Consider the following 16,186-nt stretch of genomic DNA (forward strand, 5'->3'; position numbering starts at 1 on the left):
TTTACTGGTTATTGACAGAATTTAAAATTTAATGAATACCGCATCCGCTATGTCTTTTATTTGTCTGATCTTATTTAATACACTTTCAGGAATTTCTTCATCAACTCCAAGCACCATTAGAGCTTCTCCGCGATAAGACTTTCGCCCTAACTGCATATATGCTATATTAATATCATTTTGACCTAATAAAGTTCCTACTTCACCTACTATGCCCGGTCTGTCTCTATGAAAGGACATCAATGCAAAACCTTCAGGGATCAGGTCTATCTTATACTCATCTACAGCAACTATTCTCTGTTCATCTTTCCCAAAAACTGTTCCTGTTATGCTTCCAACACCCTTATCTGTTGTAATTTTCAATATTACGGTACCCGGAGCATCTTGATCTTTGCTCACTTTTTTCTCTATAATTTTAATTCCTCGTTCTTTAGCAAGAAAATAGGCATTAACCACATTTGCAGGAATTTGTAATATGTTTGTTAAAATGCCTTTAATGCCTGCAGTTGTTATTGGCCTAACATCAAATTTGCCCACTTTGCCGGAATATATCATCTCTACTTCACTAATTCGACCGTTTTTAAGCTGAGTGTAAATTGAGCCCATTTTTTCAGCCAATTCCATAAAGGGTTTAATTTCTTTATATTCTTCCGGCCGAATAGATATCATGTTTACCGGATTTTTAACCATCTCACCCTTTAAAGCTCTTATTATGTCTTTTGCTACATCCACTGCAACATTTATTTGTGCTTCAGCAGTAGAGGCCCCAAGATGTGGAGTGGCTATAACATTAGGCAAGTCTATGAGAGGACTATCTAGTGGTGGCTCCTGTTCAAATACATCCAAGGCACAGGCTGCGATTTTGCCTGATACAAGCCCTTCATAAAGGGCAGCTTCATCTATTATGCCACCGCGAGCGCAATTTATGATAATCACTCTGTCTTTCATCATATTAATACGTTCTTTGTCGATCATGTGATAAGTTGATTTTGTAACAGGCACATGAAAAGTTAGAAAATCTGCTTCTTTTAATACTGTCTCTAAATCCGCCACTTTAACATTAATATTTTCAACATGCTCTTTTATAACATAGGGGTCATATGCTATAACATTCATACCTAAGCCTATAGCTTTAATGGCTACATCTTTTCCTATACGACCTAACCCTACAACTCCAAGAGTTTTGCCTCTTAGTTCTACACCCATAAATTTTTTCCTGTCCCATTTTTTGTTTTTGAGGCTCATAACCGCTGCCGGAATATTCCTAGCTGCAGCCATCAACAATGCAATAGTATGCTCGCTAGCAGCGATAGTATTTCCTTCAGGAGCATTTACTACTAAGATACCTTTTTGTGTTGCGGTATCAACATCTATGTTGTCAACACCTACTCCAGCTCTACCTATGACCTTTAAATTGCTATTTTCTATTACCTTTTTGGTAACTTTGGTTGCGCTTCTTACAACTATTGCAGCGTAATTCGGAATTATTTCTACCAGTTCATCCTCACTTAATTTAGTCTTAATATCCACATCAAATTCTTCTTTTAAAATATCAATACCTTCTTGTGCCAAATCGTCACATATTAGTACCCTCATTTTAACTACCCCTTCTTATTCAAATCTTTTTATGGTTTATTGTAATTGCCATGATTTGTGACAATTATTTGTTCAATTAAACACGAAATTTAAAATATTGATTCTCTGTTTTTCCCTCCTCTCCCTTTTACTAAATACTAATAAAAAAACCGCCCATACAAGGGGCGGATTTACCGCGTTGCCACCCTATTTCGGTTTCCCAAAATAAGTACAACCCTCATTAAACATAACGGTTTTTACCGTTTGACTCCTCGTCAACGACTCCGAGGCGGAAATAATGAGTTATCTACCGGTTCACACCAACCACCGGCTCTCTGAAAATTAACTTCATTAATTTTCCTCTTCATAGTCTTTATATTATTAAATTATAAACAATTATAAAATAGAACATTTAATCTGTCAAGTTATGTCTATCCACAAGTTTTATTCTTCATTAAAATCATCATCAGCATCAAGTTCCAGTTCATCATCATATAATGTTTCCCAAGCGTCTCTTATCATTTCAAATTCTTCATCATCTTCTACCACAGAAAGAATTTCTTCACCGTTTTCATCGGTATCAATACGGAATATATACGCTTGGTCATCTTCATCGTCAAGAGGAGCTAAAATCGCATAATCAGTATCCTCAACAGTAATAACTCCTAGTATCTCAAATTCTGTTTCTTCGCCATTTTCACCTAGTAACGTGATAGTTTCTCTTTCTTCCATTTTTTCAACTCCAATTCTTATTAAATTAAGGATATTTTATTGTAATTTTTCCCTGCTGTCAACTCTAATTTTAAAATCTAAATAACTTTGAAGAATTAGTACTGCTGCCAATTTGTCAATGACCGTTTTTCTTTTTTTGCGGGACATATCAGCTTCAATTAATATTTTCTCGGCTGCAACAGTCGTTAATCTCTCATCCCAAAAATCTAATTCAATTCCCAATGTGTTTTGCAGTTTAGCAGCATATTTTTTAACGGCTTCACCGCTAGGGCCCAAGCTTCCATCCATATTTTTGGGAAGGCCTACAACGACTTTTGAAACATTATACTGTGAAACAAGCTCTGCTATCCTTTTTATATCTTCACCATTTTTCTTTCTTTCTATTACATCTAAACCGTGAGCAGAAAAACCAAGTTCATCTGATATTGCAACGCCAACTCGCCTTTCACCAATATCTAAGCCCAAAATGCGCATTAAAAATTACTCCTTTTAAAATATTTTTATGCAAAATTCAGGACAATATCCAGCACAGTAGCCACAAAGAATACAAGCTTTGGGGTTTACAACTGATCGGCCATTATGAATAGAAAGTGCATTGTATCGACAGTGCCTTACGCATTCTCCGCAACCTTGACACCAATCTTCTACTAATAGTTTTCTTTTCTTTTTGCTCAATCTTTTCTGAATATCAGGATTTACTGTTTTTCCTTCAAATATGTTAACATTTGCCATGACCTCATCACGAGATTGCATGCCCACAGCTACCGAATCAAGGTATGGGAATGATAAAATATAAGAAAAGGCTTGTTCTTTATTTTTTATTAGATTTCCACCGCCTAAAGCCTTCATACCGTATATGCCTTTGCCATTTTTATACGCTTTTTGTATCGCAATTTCCATGTCATGTAATGTTCCATCCTTAATACCTAGTCCTTTAAAATTAATCAAAGGATGAATTATTTCTATTTCTTGCATGTCTGCTGCTGCATTTACTACTTCAACTGTATGAGTCGAAACACCTATTGCTTTTATTAGCCCTTTTGCTTTAGCATCAACCAAATATTCTAAAGCTTCCCGATGTCCCTTAAGTGTTAGTTTCGTTTCCTGTTCATGCAGCATAAATATATCAATTATATCTTTTCCAATTTCTTTACGTGCTTTTTCTACACTTTGTTTCATTCCTTCATATGTATAAGCATAAGATTTTGTTGAAATTATCAGCTCTGCTTTTGCTTTCTTTAACGCTCTATTTATATATCGATAGTTGCTGTAAAATTCGGCAGTATCTATAAAATTAACACCTAGTTCCATAGCATATAATATAATATCTGCTCCGTCTTCGATAGATAAATTGGCTTGAAGGGGACCAATTGTCAAGCTGCCAAAACACAACTTAGATACTATTAAATTAGTACATCCAAGTTTATTGTATTGCATAAGTTGTTGACCTCTTTGAATTTTTCTTTGTTAACACCATAAAAAAAGTATCAGCAGGCAACACCTAGCATAAATATAAAAATTACTCTAGTAAATGATATTACCTGCTGACAATTTTCTCTTTACACTTAATACTTAAACTAACCCTCAATAAAATTTTTGAGAAGTTCTTCTAATAATTCATCACGTTCAAGCTTTCGAATTAAATTTCTTGCATTACCGTGACTTGTGATATATGCAGGATCACCTGACAAAAGGTAGCCTACAATCTGGTTTATTGGATTGTAACCTTTTTCTTCCAAGGCTTTTGATACTTCTTTTAAAATCTTGCGCGCATCAATATCGCTGTCTTTTTCCACCTTGAATTTTACCGTTTCACCCATGTTTTGCCCCATTATCATTCCCTCCATCGCTTTTTTAGATTACACAATCAACTTTGAAACTGAAGCAAGGGCCTCGTCAAGTTTCGCAGGGATTTTACCGCCAGCTTGGGCAAAGTTGGGCCGCCCTCCTCCACTTCCTCCGGCAATTTGAGCCACGCTCTTTACAATGTTGCCGGCGTGATAGCCTTTTTTGACTAAATCATCTGTAACTGCAGCTACAAACATTGTTTTATCGTCACAAATGCTACCTAAAACGATAATGCCGGATTTAATCTTCTGACGCAGTACATCACTCATCTTTCTAAGATCATCTATAGTCTTTGCTTGAGTCTTGGCTGATATAACATTTATGCCGTTTATACTTTCTTTTACTTTAAGTATCTCATCTACTTCATAGTTGATGGCATGTTGTTTTAAGGACTCGATTTCTTGTTCCTGCAGTTTATATTTTTCCAACAGCTCACTCACTTTTTGAGTTACCTCATGAGGTGAGGCTTTTAATAGAGCAGCTACTTTATTTAAACTATCAAGAGTGTCATACAGAAAATCCATTAGATTTTTCCCGCAAACTGCTTCAATCCTTCTAATACCAGCGCCTATACTGCTTTCGGATATTATTTTAAACAGCCCGATTTCAGATGAGCTATTTACATGGGTGCCACCGCATAGTTCTTTACTATAATCACCAATGCTTACAACGCGAACGCGGTCATGATATTTTTCTCCAAAAAGCGCTACAGCTCCCTGCGTTTTAGCTTCCTGGAGTGTTGTCCAATTTATGTTCACAGGTAAATTATTTAATATGGCACTGTTTACCTTCTCTTCCACCATGCGGATTTCTTCCGGTGTAAGTGCTGCAAAGTGAGAAAAATCAAATCTTAATCTATGTTCATCGACCAACGAACCAGCCTGGTTTACATGTTCTCCTAACACTTCCTTTAAAGCTTTATGCAGCAAATGGGTAGCACTGTGATGTCTTGCTGTGCTCAGTCTCTTATCTATGTCAACCTTTGCCGAAACTAAATCATCTATATTTATATTGCCCTTTAATATTTTACCCACATGATAAAACTTCCCGTCAGGAGTTTTATGAGTTCCAGCTACCTCGAACAAAAAGTCTTCATTTTCAATTATACCTGTATCTCCAACTTGGCCACCGGATTCTGCATAAAAAGGCGTTTTGTCTAAAACAAGTATAACTTCTGCAGATTGGTCATTACATGTTTTAACAACTTCACGGTCTTTTAGTATAAGTTGAACCTTACTGTTTGATTCATAAGAATCATATCCCACAAAATCTGTTGGCGGAAGATCTGCTAACAAATCATAAAGTGCATCAATTTTATAGGTTTCTTTGCGAGCAGCTTTAGCTTGTTTGCGCTGTTGGTCCATAAGCTGCTCAAACGTCTTGGTATCAACGGTCATACCCTTTTCTTCTGCTATATCCTTTGTTAAATCTATTGGAAAGCCATAAGTATCATAAAGCAAGAAGGCCATATCTCCGGGGATTTGGGATTTTCCTGCATTTGATAGTTTATCAATACCTTCATATAATATCTTCAGACCATCATTTAATGTCTCGTGGAATCTTTCTTCTTCGGCTTTAACTACTTTTTGTACATATTCTAAACTCTTTTCCAGTTCAGGATAGGTATCCTTCATTAGCTTGACCACTTGTGGCACAATTTTATATAAAAATGGCTCATTAAGGTCAAGTTCTTTACCATAGCGGGCTGCCCTGCGAAGAATACGCCTTAATACATAGCTTCTTCCTTCATTTCCGGGAAGTACTCCATCGGAAATTAAAAAAGTAATAGCTCTGGAATGGTCTGCAATAACTCTAAAAGGTAGACCCTCTTCACCTTCATCGTATTTTTTGCCTGACAAATCCTCAACAAATGAAATCAATGGGCGCAAAAGGTCTGTATCATAGTTGCTGTAGACATTTTGCATTACAGTCGTTATGCGTTCAAGGCCCATTCCTGTATCTATACTGGGTTTTGGCAAAGGAGTCAAATTGCCTTGTTCATCTCTGTTGTATTGCATAAAAACTAAATTCCACAATTCTCGCCAGCGGTCACAATCGCATTTTCCTAGAGCACATTCTTCTGCATTACATCTGTGCTCTTCTCCTCGGTCAATATATATTTCACTGCATGGTCCACAAGGTCCGGTGTCACCCATGCTCCAAAAATTATCTTTCTCGCCCATACGGACAATTCGCTCGGCCGGGACATAAGCTTGCCATAATTTAAAAGCTTCTTCGTCATTTTCATAGATACTTACCCAAAGTTTTTCCTTAGGTAGTTTTAATACTTCTGTTAAAAATTCCCAAGCATATTGTATCGCTTCTTTTTTAAAATAGTCTCCAAAAGAAAAATTACCCAACATCTCAAAAAATGTATGATGCCTAGCTGTTTTTCCTACACTTTCCAAATCATTGTGTTTGCCACCGGCGCGCACACATTTTTGACAAGATGCAGCACGTGAATATGGGAGGCTTTCCAGTCCCAAAAAAACATCTTTAAACTGGTTCATTCCAGCATTAGTAAACAACAACGTGGGATCATTTTGTGGAACAAGTGAGGAGCTAGCTACTCTAGTATGGCCCTTGCTCTCAAAGTATTTTAAAAATTTCTCCCGAATTTCTTTACTTGTCATCATCTTAAAATAACCTCCGAAATATTACAAAGTCTTAAAGCTTCCTTATTACTGACGCAATTATATAGAAGATATAAATCATTGTCAATATTTTCTATCAAAGCATCATATTATTCTTACTATGCGTGAGGAATATTTTTTGCTGACTTCTTCACGGCTTGTAAAAAAGTGTATTATAAAAAAGCTGATTGACATAAAAGCCAGTCCAATAAAAAAAGAAACAAGCTCAGCCGATGATAAATTAAAGAGATTCGCAACCTTTGAACCAAAACCTATGCCTAATAAAAATGCAAGAAGAGGTACACCATATGCTATCAATGTAGCTGATAAAAACGTTGCCGCACTTAGTTCTATTTCAACAGTTTGCCCCACTCTTGCACCAATCGGGTTCTGAGCCCATACCCTAAGAGCCTTACCTTCTCTACCCACTGAGCAGCCCTTGCAGCCATCACATGCAGCAGATTTTCTTATCTCCACTTGAGCGCGGTTATTTTTATTTTCCACTACAATAGCTATTTCCCTCATGGAATCCTCCATTTATAATTTAAAATATGCTTATTTTAAAAACTTATGTAACACATCTACAAGCTCATCAATTTTTTCATCACCACTGTCAGTTTGTATAGCTTCAACTACGCAACCCTTTGTATGATCTTCAAAAATAATCAACCCTACTTTATTTAATGCTGCCCTAACGGCAGCAATCTGAATCAGTATATCCGCACAATATTTTTCCTTTTCTATCATTCTTTGTATTCCTTTAATCTGACCTTCTATTTTTTTTAAACGCCGAAGGAGATTAACTTTATTTTCAGAATAAGAACAGGTATGCCCATGCCTCATGTCATTACCTCCAATACCATATGGGGGTATAGTGTGCATTTTTATTATACAATATTGTTTACATACAATCAATTCTTTATTAAATCTTTTATAACCTCACCCGCCATTATTAGCCCCATGACTGAAGGCACAAAAGAAATGCTACCTGGTGGTCGCTGATGTCTTAAAGGACTTTCAGTTGAAAAAACCACTTTAACTCCTGTTTCTATACCGTTTTTTCGGAGTTCTTTTCTAATTTTTCTAGCCATAGGACATACCGATGTTTCAGATATATCTGCCACTTGAAATTTAGTAGGATCTAATTTATTCCCAGCTCCCATTGCAGATATAATTGGAATATTTAATTTCTTGCAATTGACAATTAAATTAATTTTTGATTTTATACTATCTATAGCATCTACAAGATAATCAAAGTCATCTGATAATATTTGGGAAGCCGTTTCAGCAGAATAAAATTCTCGAATGCTAACTACTTTTGCATCGGGATTAATATCGAGAATCCTTTTTTTCATTACATCTACTTTCGGCAAACCCACTGTAGAATGGAGAGCATGAATTTGACGATTTATGTTAGAAGGAACAATGATATCTGAATCCACAATTGTAAATGTTCCAACACCTGCTCTTGCCAGAGCTTCTGCTGCAAATGAGCCAACACCGCCAATTCCCACAATGGCTACTTTTGATGCCTTTAATTTTTCTATGCCTTCTTTATTTATTAGCAATTCTGTTCTAGAAAAAAATCTCTCTTCCAAGAACATCTCTCCATAATTGTTGTATAAATATAAAAAACCCCCCACCATGCCGTGTTCGCTGACTGTAATAGAGACCCGGCTCAACCAGGTGGGTGTCCTCCTAAGTGCTTTATATTTCCCTTCAAAGAGGGCATATATGCCACACTTAGAGACCGGACTCCCTATATCTATGTGTTGGCTCTTTACAATGCCAGTTTACACGCACACAGCAGGGTTTCTTTTTTAATTCTAGATTTATATTACCATAAAACCCGCTGTTTATCAAGGTTTTACGCTAATATATCCATGCCATTATATGCCTTAATATTTATTTTTTTACCTGAATGTGAAGTTCATTAAGCTGCTTTATATCCACTTCGCTGGGTGCTTCAGTCATGAGACAAGAAGCGTTTTGTGTTTTTGGAAAGGCAATGCAATCTCTTATGCTGTCAAGACCTAAAAGTAACATAATCATACGGTCAAGACCATAAGCTATTCCACCATGTGGCGGTGTGCCATATTCAAAGGCTTGTAGCAAGAATCCAAAGTTTCGTCTTGCCCGTTCTTCTGAAAACCCAAGTACCTTAAACATTTTCTCCTGCAAAGCCGCATCATGTATTCTTATGCTTCCTCCGCCAAGTTCTGTACCATTTAGTATAATGTCATAAGCTTTTGACCTGACTTGAGCAGGGTTCTCATCTAAAAGCGGTATATCCTCATCCATGGGCGATGTGAATGGATGGTGTTTTGCTACGAATCTCTTTTCTTCTTCGCTGTATTCTAGTAGTGGAAACTCTGTAACCCAGAGAAAATTAAGTTTGTTTTTATCAATTAAATTCAAGGTTTTCCCTAAATAAAGTCTTAAACTACCTAATGAAGTCATTACAAGTTCGGAATTAGTATCTGCTACAAACACAAGCAAATCGCCGGTCTCGCCTTGCAACTTATCTATAATTTGCTTTAATGTTGCTTCGTCAAAAAACTTGGCTATGGGAGATTTTATTCCTTCCGAAGTTATGTTGATCCATGCAAGGCCCTTTGCACCAAACTCGCTTGCCTTCTCTCCTAGTTCATCGATTTGTCTTCTGCTAAAGATTTCTCCACCTTTTTTTATGGTTAAACCCTTAACACAGCCGCCACCTTTGACCGCTTGGCTGAACACTTTAAAATCTACGTTTTCCACCAGATCAGATATATCAACCATTTCCATACCAAATCTGGTATCAGGCTTATCAGAACCGTATTTTTCCATAGCCTCTTTATATGTCATTCTGGGAAACGGTATTTCTACTTGCCTTCCAGTAACCTTTTCAACAACGTATTTAATCAGTTTCTCATTTATTGCAATAACGTCTTCTACATCTACAAAAGACATTTCCATATCCAATTGAGTAAATTCAGGCTGCCTGTCTGCTCGCAAATCCTCATCTCTAAAGCACCTGGCAATCTGGTAATATCTTTCCATACCAGCTACCATCAATATCTGTTTAAATAGCTGAGGTGATTGAGGCAATGCGTAAAATTCTCCCGGATTTAATCGGCTGGGAACCAGATAATCACGAGCACCTTCAGGTGTGCTCTTAGTTAAAATAGGTGTTTCAATTTCTATAAAGCCGTTTTCGTCTAAAAAATCCCTTATGGCCTTATTGACTTTGCTGCGGAAAATCATGTTGTGTTGCATTTTCGGTCTTCTTAAATCAAGATATCTGTATTTTAACCTTACGCTTTCATCAACCTTGACATTGTCTTCTATTGCAAATGGTGGTGTTTTAGCAATGCTTAAAATTTCCAATTCTTTTCCTATTACTTCAATATATCCTGTAGAGATCTTCGAATTGACATTTTCCTTCGGGCGCATGCAAACTTTGCCCTTCACTGCGATTACATACTCACTTCTGATTTTATCAGCTGTTTCAAAAGCCTCTTTTTGATCTGGATTGAAAACTACCTGAACTATTCCACTCCTATCTCTTAAATCAACAAAAATTAGACCTCCTAAATCTCGTCGGGTTTGAACCCAACCGGTAAGACATACTTCTTTGCCTTCATGTTCAGGTCTTAAATCGCCACAATAGAAATTGCGTTTAAATTTCCCCATATCATCAACTCCTTTTCTATAGTTAACAATATTATTCCTAATTAGATAAAAATAAAAAACTCTCTCACTGATATAACATATCAGGGACGAGAGTTTTCCCGCGGTGCCACCCTGTTTGGATAATCCCACTCAAGCATTTAACGCAATTAAACGTAAACCTCTACTTAGAGTTCAAGATTTCAGCTCCGGGGTGTTGGAAGACATACCACTATTCTAAAAGAGCTCTCAATCACGGCTCTTTCTCCCTGTCGAAAGCGATATATGCCTTTGCCCCATCCTTGCCTTTCTGCCATATCTATTTTTGATGATTATTATAATTAAATTAAATCACTGTGTCAATGTTTTTACGGAGCTATTTTCACAAATTCATAACAAATTTCACATAAAGTTAATACAAAAAAAGGTTATAATTTAAATAGTTATAAAATCGATAATGGAGGTTGAAACTATGCAGTTATATAAAAAGAAATATATAATTGCAGTACTACTCGGCATTGCTCTAGGGGTTGCTCTGGTTACTGGAGGCATTTTTGCTTATAACTTAATTTATCCGGAAACAATGGCTAGTGCAGGAAATGACCAAAACAAACAAGTTAACTTGACGTCAACCGGTATCCTACCTACAAATATACCGGAAATTGTGGATAAGGTCGGTGATGCTATTGTATATATTGAAACAACCGCCGAAAGCACAAGCCCTTCTGATCCCTTTTTTAACGATCCTTTTTTTAGATACTTTTTTGGAGACAGCTTCAGTTTTCGCACAACACCTAAAGTGAGTAAGGGTATCGGTACCGGTTTTATCATCGACCCCCAAGGCTATATTATTACTAACGAACATGTTATAAGCAATGCGAAAGAAATTAACGTTACAGTAATAGGCTTTGACGAACCTTTTAAGGCAACTGTAGTAGGTAAAGATTTTAACCTGGATTTAGCAGTATTGAAGATAAATTCTACTAAAAAACTGCCTTACATTGAAATGGGAAATTCCGATGAGATGCGTGTTGGCGAATGGGTTATTGCTATAGGTAATCCATATAGACTTGACCACACAGTAACTGTAGGAGTAATAAGTGCTAAAGGAAGACCCGTGACTATTCCTGATACATCAACAGGCAAACAAAGAGTTTACAAAAATTTAATTCAAACCGATGCAGCTATAAATCCCGGCAACAGCGGTGGCCCCTTGATTTCACTGGATGGCAAAGTTATCGGAATAAATACGGCAGTCAATGCACAGGCACAAGGTATCGGTTTTGCCATACCAATAAACACAGCTAAAGAAGTTCTTGATGAACTTATAACAACCGGTTCAGTAACAAGGCCATTCATAGGTGTAGCTCTTCAAGATTTGACGAAAGATTTAGCAGAATACTTTAAGCTCAAAGAAGCCAAAGGAGCTATTATTGCAGATGTGGTTTCAGGCAGCCCAGCGGAAAAAGCAGGTTTAAAGCGCGGTGATGTAATATTAAAGATTAACGATACTGAGATAAATAATTCAAATGATGTCAGTAATATCGTCAGCAAATCTAAAGTTAATGATAAATTAGTAATGTTAATATTGCGAAACGGTCAAACCCAATTCGTTACCGTTGTAGTTGGAAAACAATCATAGATTATACTCAAAATCCCGGCAACTTAACTTCTTGCCGGGTTATTTTTTTAGGAATTCCAAAGGGATTCGTTGGCCCATTTCTTTTTAATACTCTTTACCGTGTCAATATCTATATTTGCATAATGGGCTATATCTTCATCGGAAATATCATCATCTTGACTGATAATATCGAGGATATCCGAATAGCAATCATAATAATTTAATAATTTTTTAAAACTCTTGATTTTCTTGGCCAAATTTATCCCTCCCGCAGCACTATTCCTAGTTTTCCCTAAATAAAAAAAAATATGTTTAGAGATATAGTTACTGCAGAAAGGGATTCATGCTTTTTTCATAGGCTATGGTAGATGGTTCACCATGCCCTGGAAATATTTTTGTATCGTCTTCCAAAATTAATAACTTATTCTTAATGGAGCTGATAAGTTCATCTAAGGAACCACCTGGAAAATCAGTCCTGCCAATGGAACCTGCAAACAGAGTATCCCCAGTAAAGACTATATTATCAACTTGTATAGAGATGCCGCCAGGGGTATGGCCGGGAGTATGAATGATTTTTAAAACCAGCTTTCCTAAATTAAACATTTCATCGCCATTCAATGTTATATCTGCAGATGGTTGAGTAAGGCCTTTCCCAAAAAAGATTGACAGATTGTGCTTCGGAGAAGAAAGCATATGAGCATCTTTGTTGTGAATGGCTACTTTAGCATTGGTAGCATCCTTTACTTTACTCAATGCTGCAATATGATCACTATGGCCATGTGTTAAAAAAATATATTTTACCATAAGTTTTTCGTCAGATATTACTTTTATTATATTATCAGCATCACCGCCCGGGTCGATAACGGCTGCATCCTTACTTTCCTCATCGGCAATAATATAACAGTTAGTATCCAAAAACCCGACTTGTAAGTGCTTTAAAAACATTAAATTCCTCCTAAAACTGTTTTTTACTGTCAATTAGAATAGTAACGGGACCATCATTTAAAACATTTATTAACATGTGAGCTTGAAACTGACCTTTATCAACTTTTTTAACTTTACCTTTGCAAATTTGAATTAGAGCTTCGTATAGCTTTTTTGCTTCATCAGGTTTAGCCGCCTGCACAAAACTTGGCCTAAAACCCTTTCGCACATCACCCAAAAGGGTAAATTGCGATATAATAAGGAGCTCACCTTCCACCTCTAGGAGGGATTTGTTCATTTTGCCCTCCTCATCTTCAAAAACCCTAAGGCCTATGATTTTTTTTGCAATATACTCTACATCATCCATAGTATCGCCTTCAGCAACTCCTAAAAAAACAACAAGGCCCTTTTCAATTTGCCCGATTACATTGCCTTCAACAGAGACAAACGCCTCTTTAACTCTTTGAACTACTGCCCGCATGAAATCCTCCTTACATATTCATAACCCGTTTTACATCGTATATTCCTTTAATTTTTGAGATTTTTTGCATTACACTTTCCAAATGTTGCTTACTGCTGATCTCCAAAATCAAATCAATAATAGCAATGCCGTTTTTGGTAGCTCTTGCATTGACGGCATCAATATTTGTTTTAAAATCTCCTATTAGATTAATAACTTCAGAAAGCAAGCCTGGTCTATCATAAGCCCAAACTTGAATTTCCACAGGGTAACAACTGTCTTCAAACCCTTCCCACTTAACCTCAGTTAGCCTTGCTCTGTCAAAATTACCTTGTCTAATGTTTTTGCAATCCTGTCTGTGAATTGATATTCCCCTACCGCGGGTTACATACCCAATGATTTTATCACCGGGAACAGGGTTACAGCATCTGGAAAACTTGACTAACAGATTGCCGATACCATCTATTTTAATTCCTCGATCTAATTTCTTTTGAATCTTAGATTTACCATCGCCTTTTTCTAAATTAAGCTCCAGTTTGTCAGGTTGAGCATTCTTCTTGTATTCATCCAATATCTTTTGAAAAATTTGCTTTGCTGTAACTGCTCCATAACCTATTGCGGCATACATATCATCGATATTTGTAAAGCTCATACGTTTAAGTATATTATTCATAAAATCATATTTTATTAACTGGTATATGTCATATCCCTGTCTTCTGGCTTCTTTTTCAAGCATTTCCTTTCCCCGGGCGATGTTTTCATCACGTCGTTCTTTTTTAAACCATTGTCTAATTTTATTTTTAGCCTGGGGAGATTTTACTATATTTAACCAGTCTCTACTTGGGCCGTTGCTATGGCTAGAGGTTATAATCTCAATTATATCGCCATTTACCAACTCATAGTCCAGCGGGACCATTTTCCCGTTGACCTTTGCTCCTATACATCGATTTCCTATATCAGTATGAATCCTATACGCAAAATCAATGGGACAAGACCCTTTAGGTAAATCGATGACATCACCTTTAGGGGTAAATACATAAACTTCATCAGTAAATAAGTCGATTTTTAAAGTCTCCATAAAGTCTTTGGCATCTCGTAAATCCCTTTGCCAGTCTAGGATTTCTCTAAGCCAAGAAAGTTTTTGTTCAAAATCACTGTTGTTTTTAGCACCCTCTTTGTATCTCCAGTGGGCTGCGATTCCATATTCGGCAGTTTTGTGCATTTCGTAAGTTCTGATTTGTATTTCCAGAGGATCACCTGAGGAATCTATTACCGTCGTATGAAGGGACTGGTACATATTAGGTTTTGGCATAGCTATATAATCCTTAAATCTTCCGGGAATGGGTTTCCATAAAGTATGGACTACTCCAAGGGCTCCATAACAATCCTTTACTGTATTTACTATAACTCTTACTGCAGTTAAATCATATATTTGCTCGAAAGTTTTATTTTGTTCTTTCATTTTTTTATAAATGCTGTAAAAATGTTTAGGCCTGCCCTGTATTTCAGCTGATATGCCGGCAGAAGTAAGCCGCTCTTTGAGAATGGCTATCATTTCATTTATGTGATTTTCTCTTTCCTGCCTCTTTTTTGCTACTTTTTCCACAAGTTCATAATAGTGTTCCGGTTCCAGATATCTGAAGGCTATATCTTCTAATTCCCATTTTACTTTTGAAATTCCTAAGCGATGAGCAAGGGGCGCAAAAATATCCAGGGTTTCCTTAGCCTTTGCCAACTGTTTTTCTTTAGGCAATGATTTTAGCGTCCTCATGTTGTGGAGCCTATCTGCAAGCTTTATTAAAATTATGCGAATGTCTTTTGCCATGGCAAAAAACATCTTACGAAGATTTTCCGCCTGTTGCTCTTCCTTGGTTTTAAACTCAAGTTTACCTAGTTTTGTTACACCATCAACTAAGAGAGCGACTTCTGGTCCAAAATTGCTTTCTATATCTTCTATAGTATACGGGGTATCTTCCACTACATCATGCAAAAGGCCTGCAGCAATAGTTGGAAGGTCTAATTCTAAATCAGCCAGTATCTTAGCAACTTCTAAAGGGTGGAAGATAAACAACTCACCGGAAATCCGATGTTGACCGCTGTGAGCCTCTTTTGCAAATTCATAAGCCTTTCTTATTATACTAAGGTCAGCTGATGGACTATATGATAATATTTGTTTTTCCAAAACAGCGATATCCAAATCTTCCACCCCTGACTAATAAATTAATACTTTACAAGAGAAAAGACTTCATAATTTGATAATTGCTCTCTACCTTTCAAATCTTCCAATTCAATAAGAAATACAACTGCAGCAACTTGTCCTCCTAGCTTTTCCACAAGCTCTATGGTAGAAATAATAGTACCGCCTGTGGCAAGTAAGTCATCTGCTACTACTACTTTTTGACCAGGTTTTATAGCATCCACATGCATCTCAATTATATCGGAACCATATTCCAGCTTGTATTCAGCCTTGATGGTCTCTCCAGGCAATTTGCCCCTTTTTCTAGTTGGCACAAATCCAACACCCAATTCATAAGCAAGAGGTGCTCCTATAATAAATCCCCGAGCTTCAGGACCGGTAATTAAATCCACTTCTTTATGGCGTATTAGTTCTGCCATGGATTTTATGGCTTCTTTATAAGCTTTGCCATCTTTTATCAATGTCGTAATATCTTTAAAACTAATTCCTTTTTTGGGGAAATCCTCAATGACTCTAATTTTTTCTTTAAAATCCATCTATTTTCCTCC

General features: G+C 36.7%; 16 protein-coding genes, 1 other RNA gene and 2 other annotated features. Of the genes, 1 reads left to right on the forward strand and 16 read right to left on the reverse strand.

Translation table 11 applies throughout. The annotated features are described in order from the left end of the window. Nucleotides 1-21: 21 nt before the first annotated feature. The 11 genes from serA to aspS form a co-directional block, all read right to left on the reverse strand. On the reverse strand, nucleotides 22-1,593 hold the full coding sequence (gene serA, locus JT739_RS09940; protein WP_237660964.1) for a phosphoglycerate dehydrogenase: 1,572 nt from the start codon (nucleotides 1,591-1,593) through the stop codon (nucleotides 22-24). A 157-nt stretch (nucleotides 1,594-1,750) separates the two neighbouring features. Continuing rightward, nucleotides 1,751-1,949 (reverse strand) — a binding site (T-box leader). A 67-nt stretch (nucleotides 1,950-2,016) separates the two neighbouring features. Next, the gene (locus JT739_RS09945; RefSeq protein ID WP_237660965.1) at nucleotides 2,017-2,304 is read right to left on the reverse strand and encodes a DUF1292 domain-containing protein; all 288 of its coding nucleotides are present in this window, start codon (nucleotides 2,302-2,304) and stop codon (nucleotides 2,017-2,019) included. Between the two features lie 36 nt (nucleotides 2,305-2,340). After that, nucleotides 2,341-2,778: a Holliday junction resolvase RuvX gene (gene ruvX, locus JT739_RS09950; protein ID WP_237660966.1), complete on the reverse strand. Its 438-nt coding sequence runs from the start codon at nucleotides 2,776-2,778 to the stop codon at nucleotides 2,341-2,343. 15 nt (nucleotides 2,779-2,793) lie between these two features. Beyond that, nucleotides 2,794-3,741: an aldo/keto reductase gene (locus tag JT739_RS09955; protein ID WP_237660967.1), complete on the reverse strand. Its 948-nt coding sequence runs from the start codon at nucleotides 3,739-3,741 to the stop codon at nucleotides 2,794-2,796. A gap of 140 nt (nucleotides 3,742-3,881) precedes the next feature. Further along, nucleotides 3,882-4,136: an IreB family regulatory phosphoprotein gene (locus JT739_RS09960; RefSeq protein ID WP_304650990.1), complete on the reverse strand. Its 255-nt coding sequence runs from the start codon at nucleotides 4,134-4,136 to the stop codon at nucleotides 3,882-3,884. Nucleotides 4,137-4,163: 27 nt separating this feature from the next. After that, entirely contained in the window at nucleotides 4,164-6,788 is a 2,625-nt protein-coding gene (gene alaS, locus JT739_RS09965) for an alanine--tRNA ligase (RefSeq protein WP_237660968.1), read from the reverse strand. A 102-nt stretch (nucleotides 6,789-6,890) separates the two neighbouring features. Then, nucleotides 6,891-7,310, reverse strand: coding sequence for a SoxR reducing system RseC family protein (locus JT739_RS09970; RefSeq protein WP_237660969.1), 420 nt, complete (start codon nucleotides 7,308-7,310; stop codon nucleotides 6,891-6,893). A 30-nt stretch (nucleotides 7,311-7,340) separates the two neighbouring features. Further along, nucleotides 7,341-7,628, reverse strand: a complete 288-nt coding sequence (locus tag JT739_RS09975; RefSeq protein WP_237660970.1) for a metal-sensitive transcriptional regulator — start codon at nucleotides 7,626-7,628, stop codon at nucleotides 7,341-7,343. Nucleotides 7,629-7,696: 68 nt separating this feature from the next. Further along, nucleotides 7,697-8,383: a ThiF family adenylyltransferase gene (locus JT739_RS09980; RefSeq protein ID WP_237660971.1), complete on the reverse strand. Its 687-nt coding sequence runs from the start codon at nucleotides 8,381-8,383 to the stop codon at nucleotides 7,697-7,699. A gap of 34 nt (nucleotides 8,384-8,417) precedes the next feature. After that, nucleotides 8,418-8,601, reverse strand: a non-coding RNA gene (ssrS, locus tag JT739_RS09985) — 6S RNA. 89 nt (nucleotides 8,602-8,690) lie between these two features. Next, nucleotides 8,691-10,460 carry an aspartate--tRNA ligase gene (gene aspS, locus JT739_RS09990; RefSeq protein ID WP_237660972.1) on the reverse strand — a complete coding sequence of 590 codons (1,770 nt, stop codon included), beginning with the start codon at nucleotides 10,458-10,460 and terminating at the stop codon, nucleotides 8,691-8,693. Nucleotides 10,461-10,539: 79 nt separating this feature from the next. Further along, nucleotides 10,540-10,748: a binding site (T-box leader), on the reverse strand. Nucleotides 10,749-10,908: 160 nt separating this feature from the next. Here aspS and JT739_RS09995 point away from each other — a divergent pair. After that, nucleotides 10,909-12,078, forward strand: coding sequence for a S1C family serine protease (locus tag JT739_RS09995; protein ID WP_237660973.1), 1,170 nt, complete (start codon nucleotides 10,909-10,911; stop codon nucleotides 12,076-12,078). Between the two features lie 47 nt (nucleotides 12,079-12,125). Here the strand turns inward: JT739_RS09995 and JT739_RS10000 are convergent, their stop codons facing one another. The 5 genes from JT739_RS10000 to JT739_RS10020 form a co-directional block, all read right to left on the reverse strand. Further along, on the reverse strand, nucleotides 12,126-12,314 hold the full coding sequence (locus tag JT739_RS10000) for a hypothetical protein (RefSeq protein WP_237660974.1): 189 nt from the start codon (nucleotides 12,312-12,314) through the stop codon (nucleotides 12,126-12,128). A gap of 67 nt (nucleotides 12,315-12,381) precedes the next feature. Beyond that, nucleotides 12,382-13,002 (reverse strand): MBL fold metallo-hydrolase, encoded by a 621-nt coding sequence (locus JT739_RS10005; RefSeq protein WP_237660975.1) that lies wholly within the window; start codon nucleotides 13,000-13,002, stop codon nucleotides 12,382-12,384. A 10-nt stretch (nucleotides 13,003-13,012) separates the two neighbouring features. Further along, nucleotides 13,013-13,462, reverse strand: coding sequence for a D-aminoacyl-tRNA deacylase (gene dtd, locus JT739_RS10010; RefSeq protein ID WP_237660976.1), 450 nt, complete (start codon nucleotides 13,460-13,462; stop codon nucleotides 13,013-13,015). 10 nt (nucleotides 13,463-13,472) lie between these two features. Beyond that, complete coding sequence (locus JT739_RS10015) at nucleotides 13,473-15,638, reverse strand: bifunctional (p)ppGpp synthetase/guanosine-3',5'-bis(diphosphate) 3'-pyrophosphohydrolase (RefSeq protein ID WP_237660977.1); 2,166 nt, start codon at nucleotides 15,636-15,638, stop codon at nucleotides 13,473-13,475. A gap of 23 nt (nucleotides 15,639-15,661) precedes the next feature. After that, nucleotides 15,662-16,174, reverse strand: coding sequence for an adenine phosphoribosyltransferase (locus tag JT739_RS10020; RefSeq protein WP_237660978.1), 513 nt, complete (start codon nucleotides 16,172-16,174; stop codon nucleotides 15,662-15,664). Between the last annotated feature and the right edge of the window lie 12 nt (nucleotides 16,175-16,186).

The sequence above is a fragment of the Tepidanaerobacter sp. GT38 genome, assembly GCF_021991635.1.
Classification (GTDB): Bacteria; Bacillota; Thermosediminibacteria; order Thermosediminibacterales; family Tepidanaerobacteraceae; genus DTU063.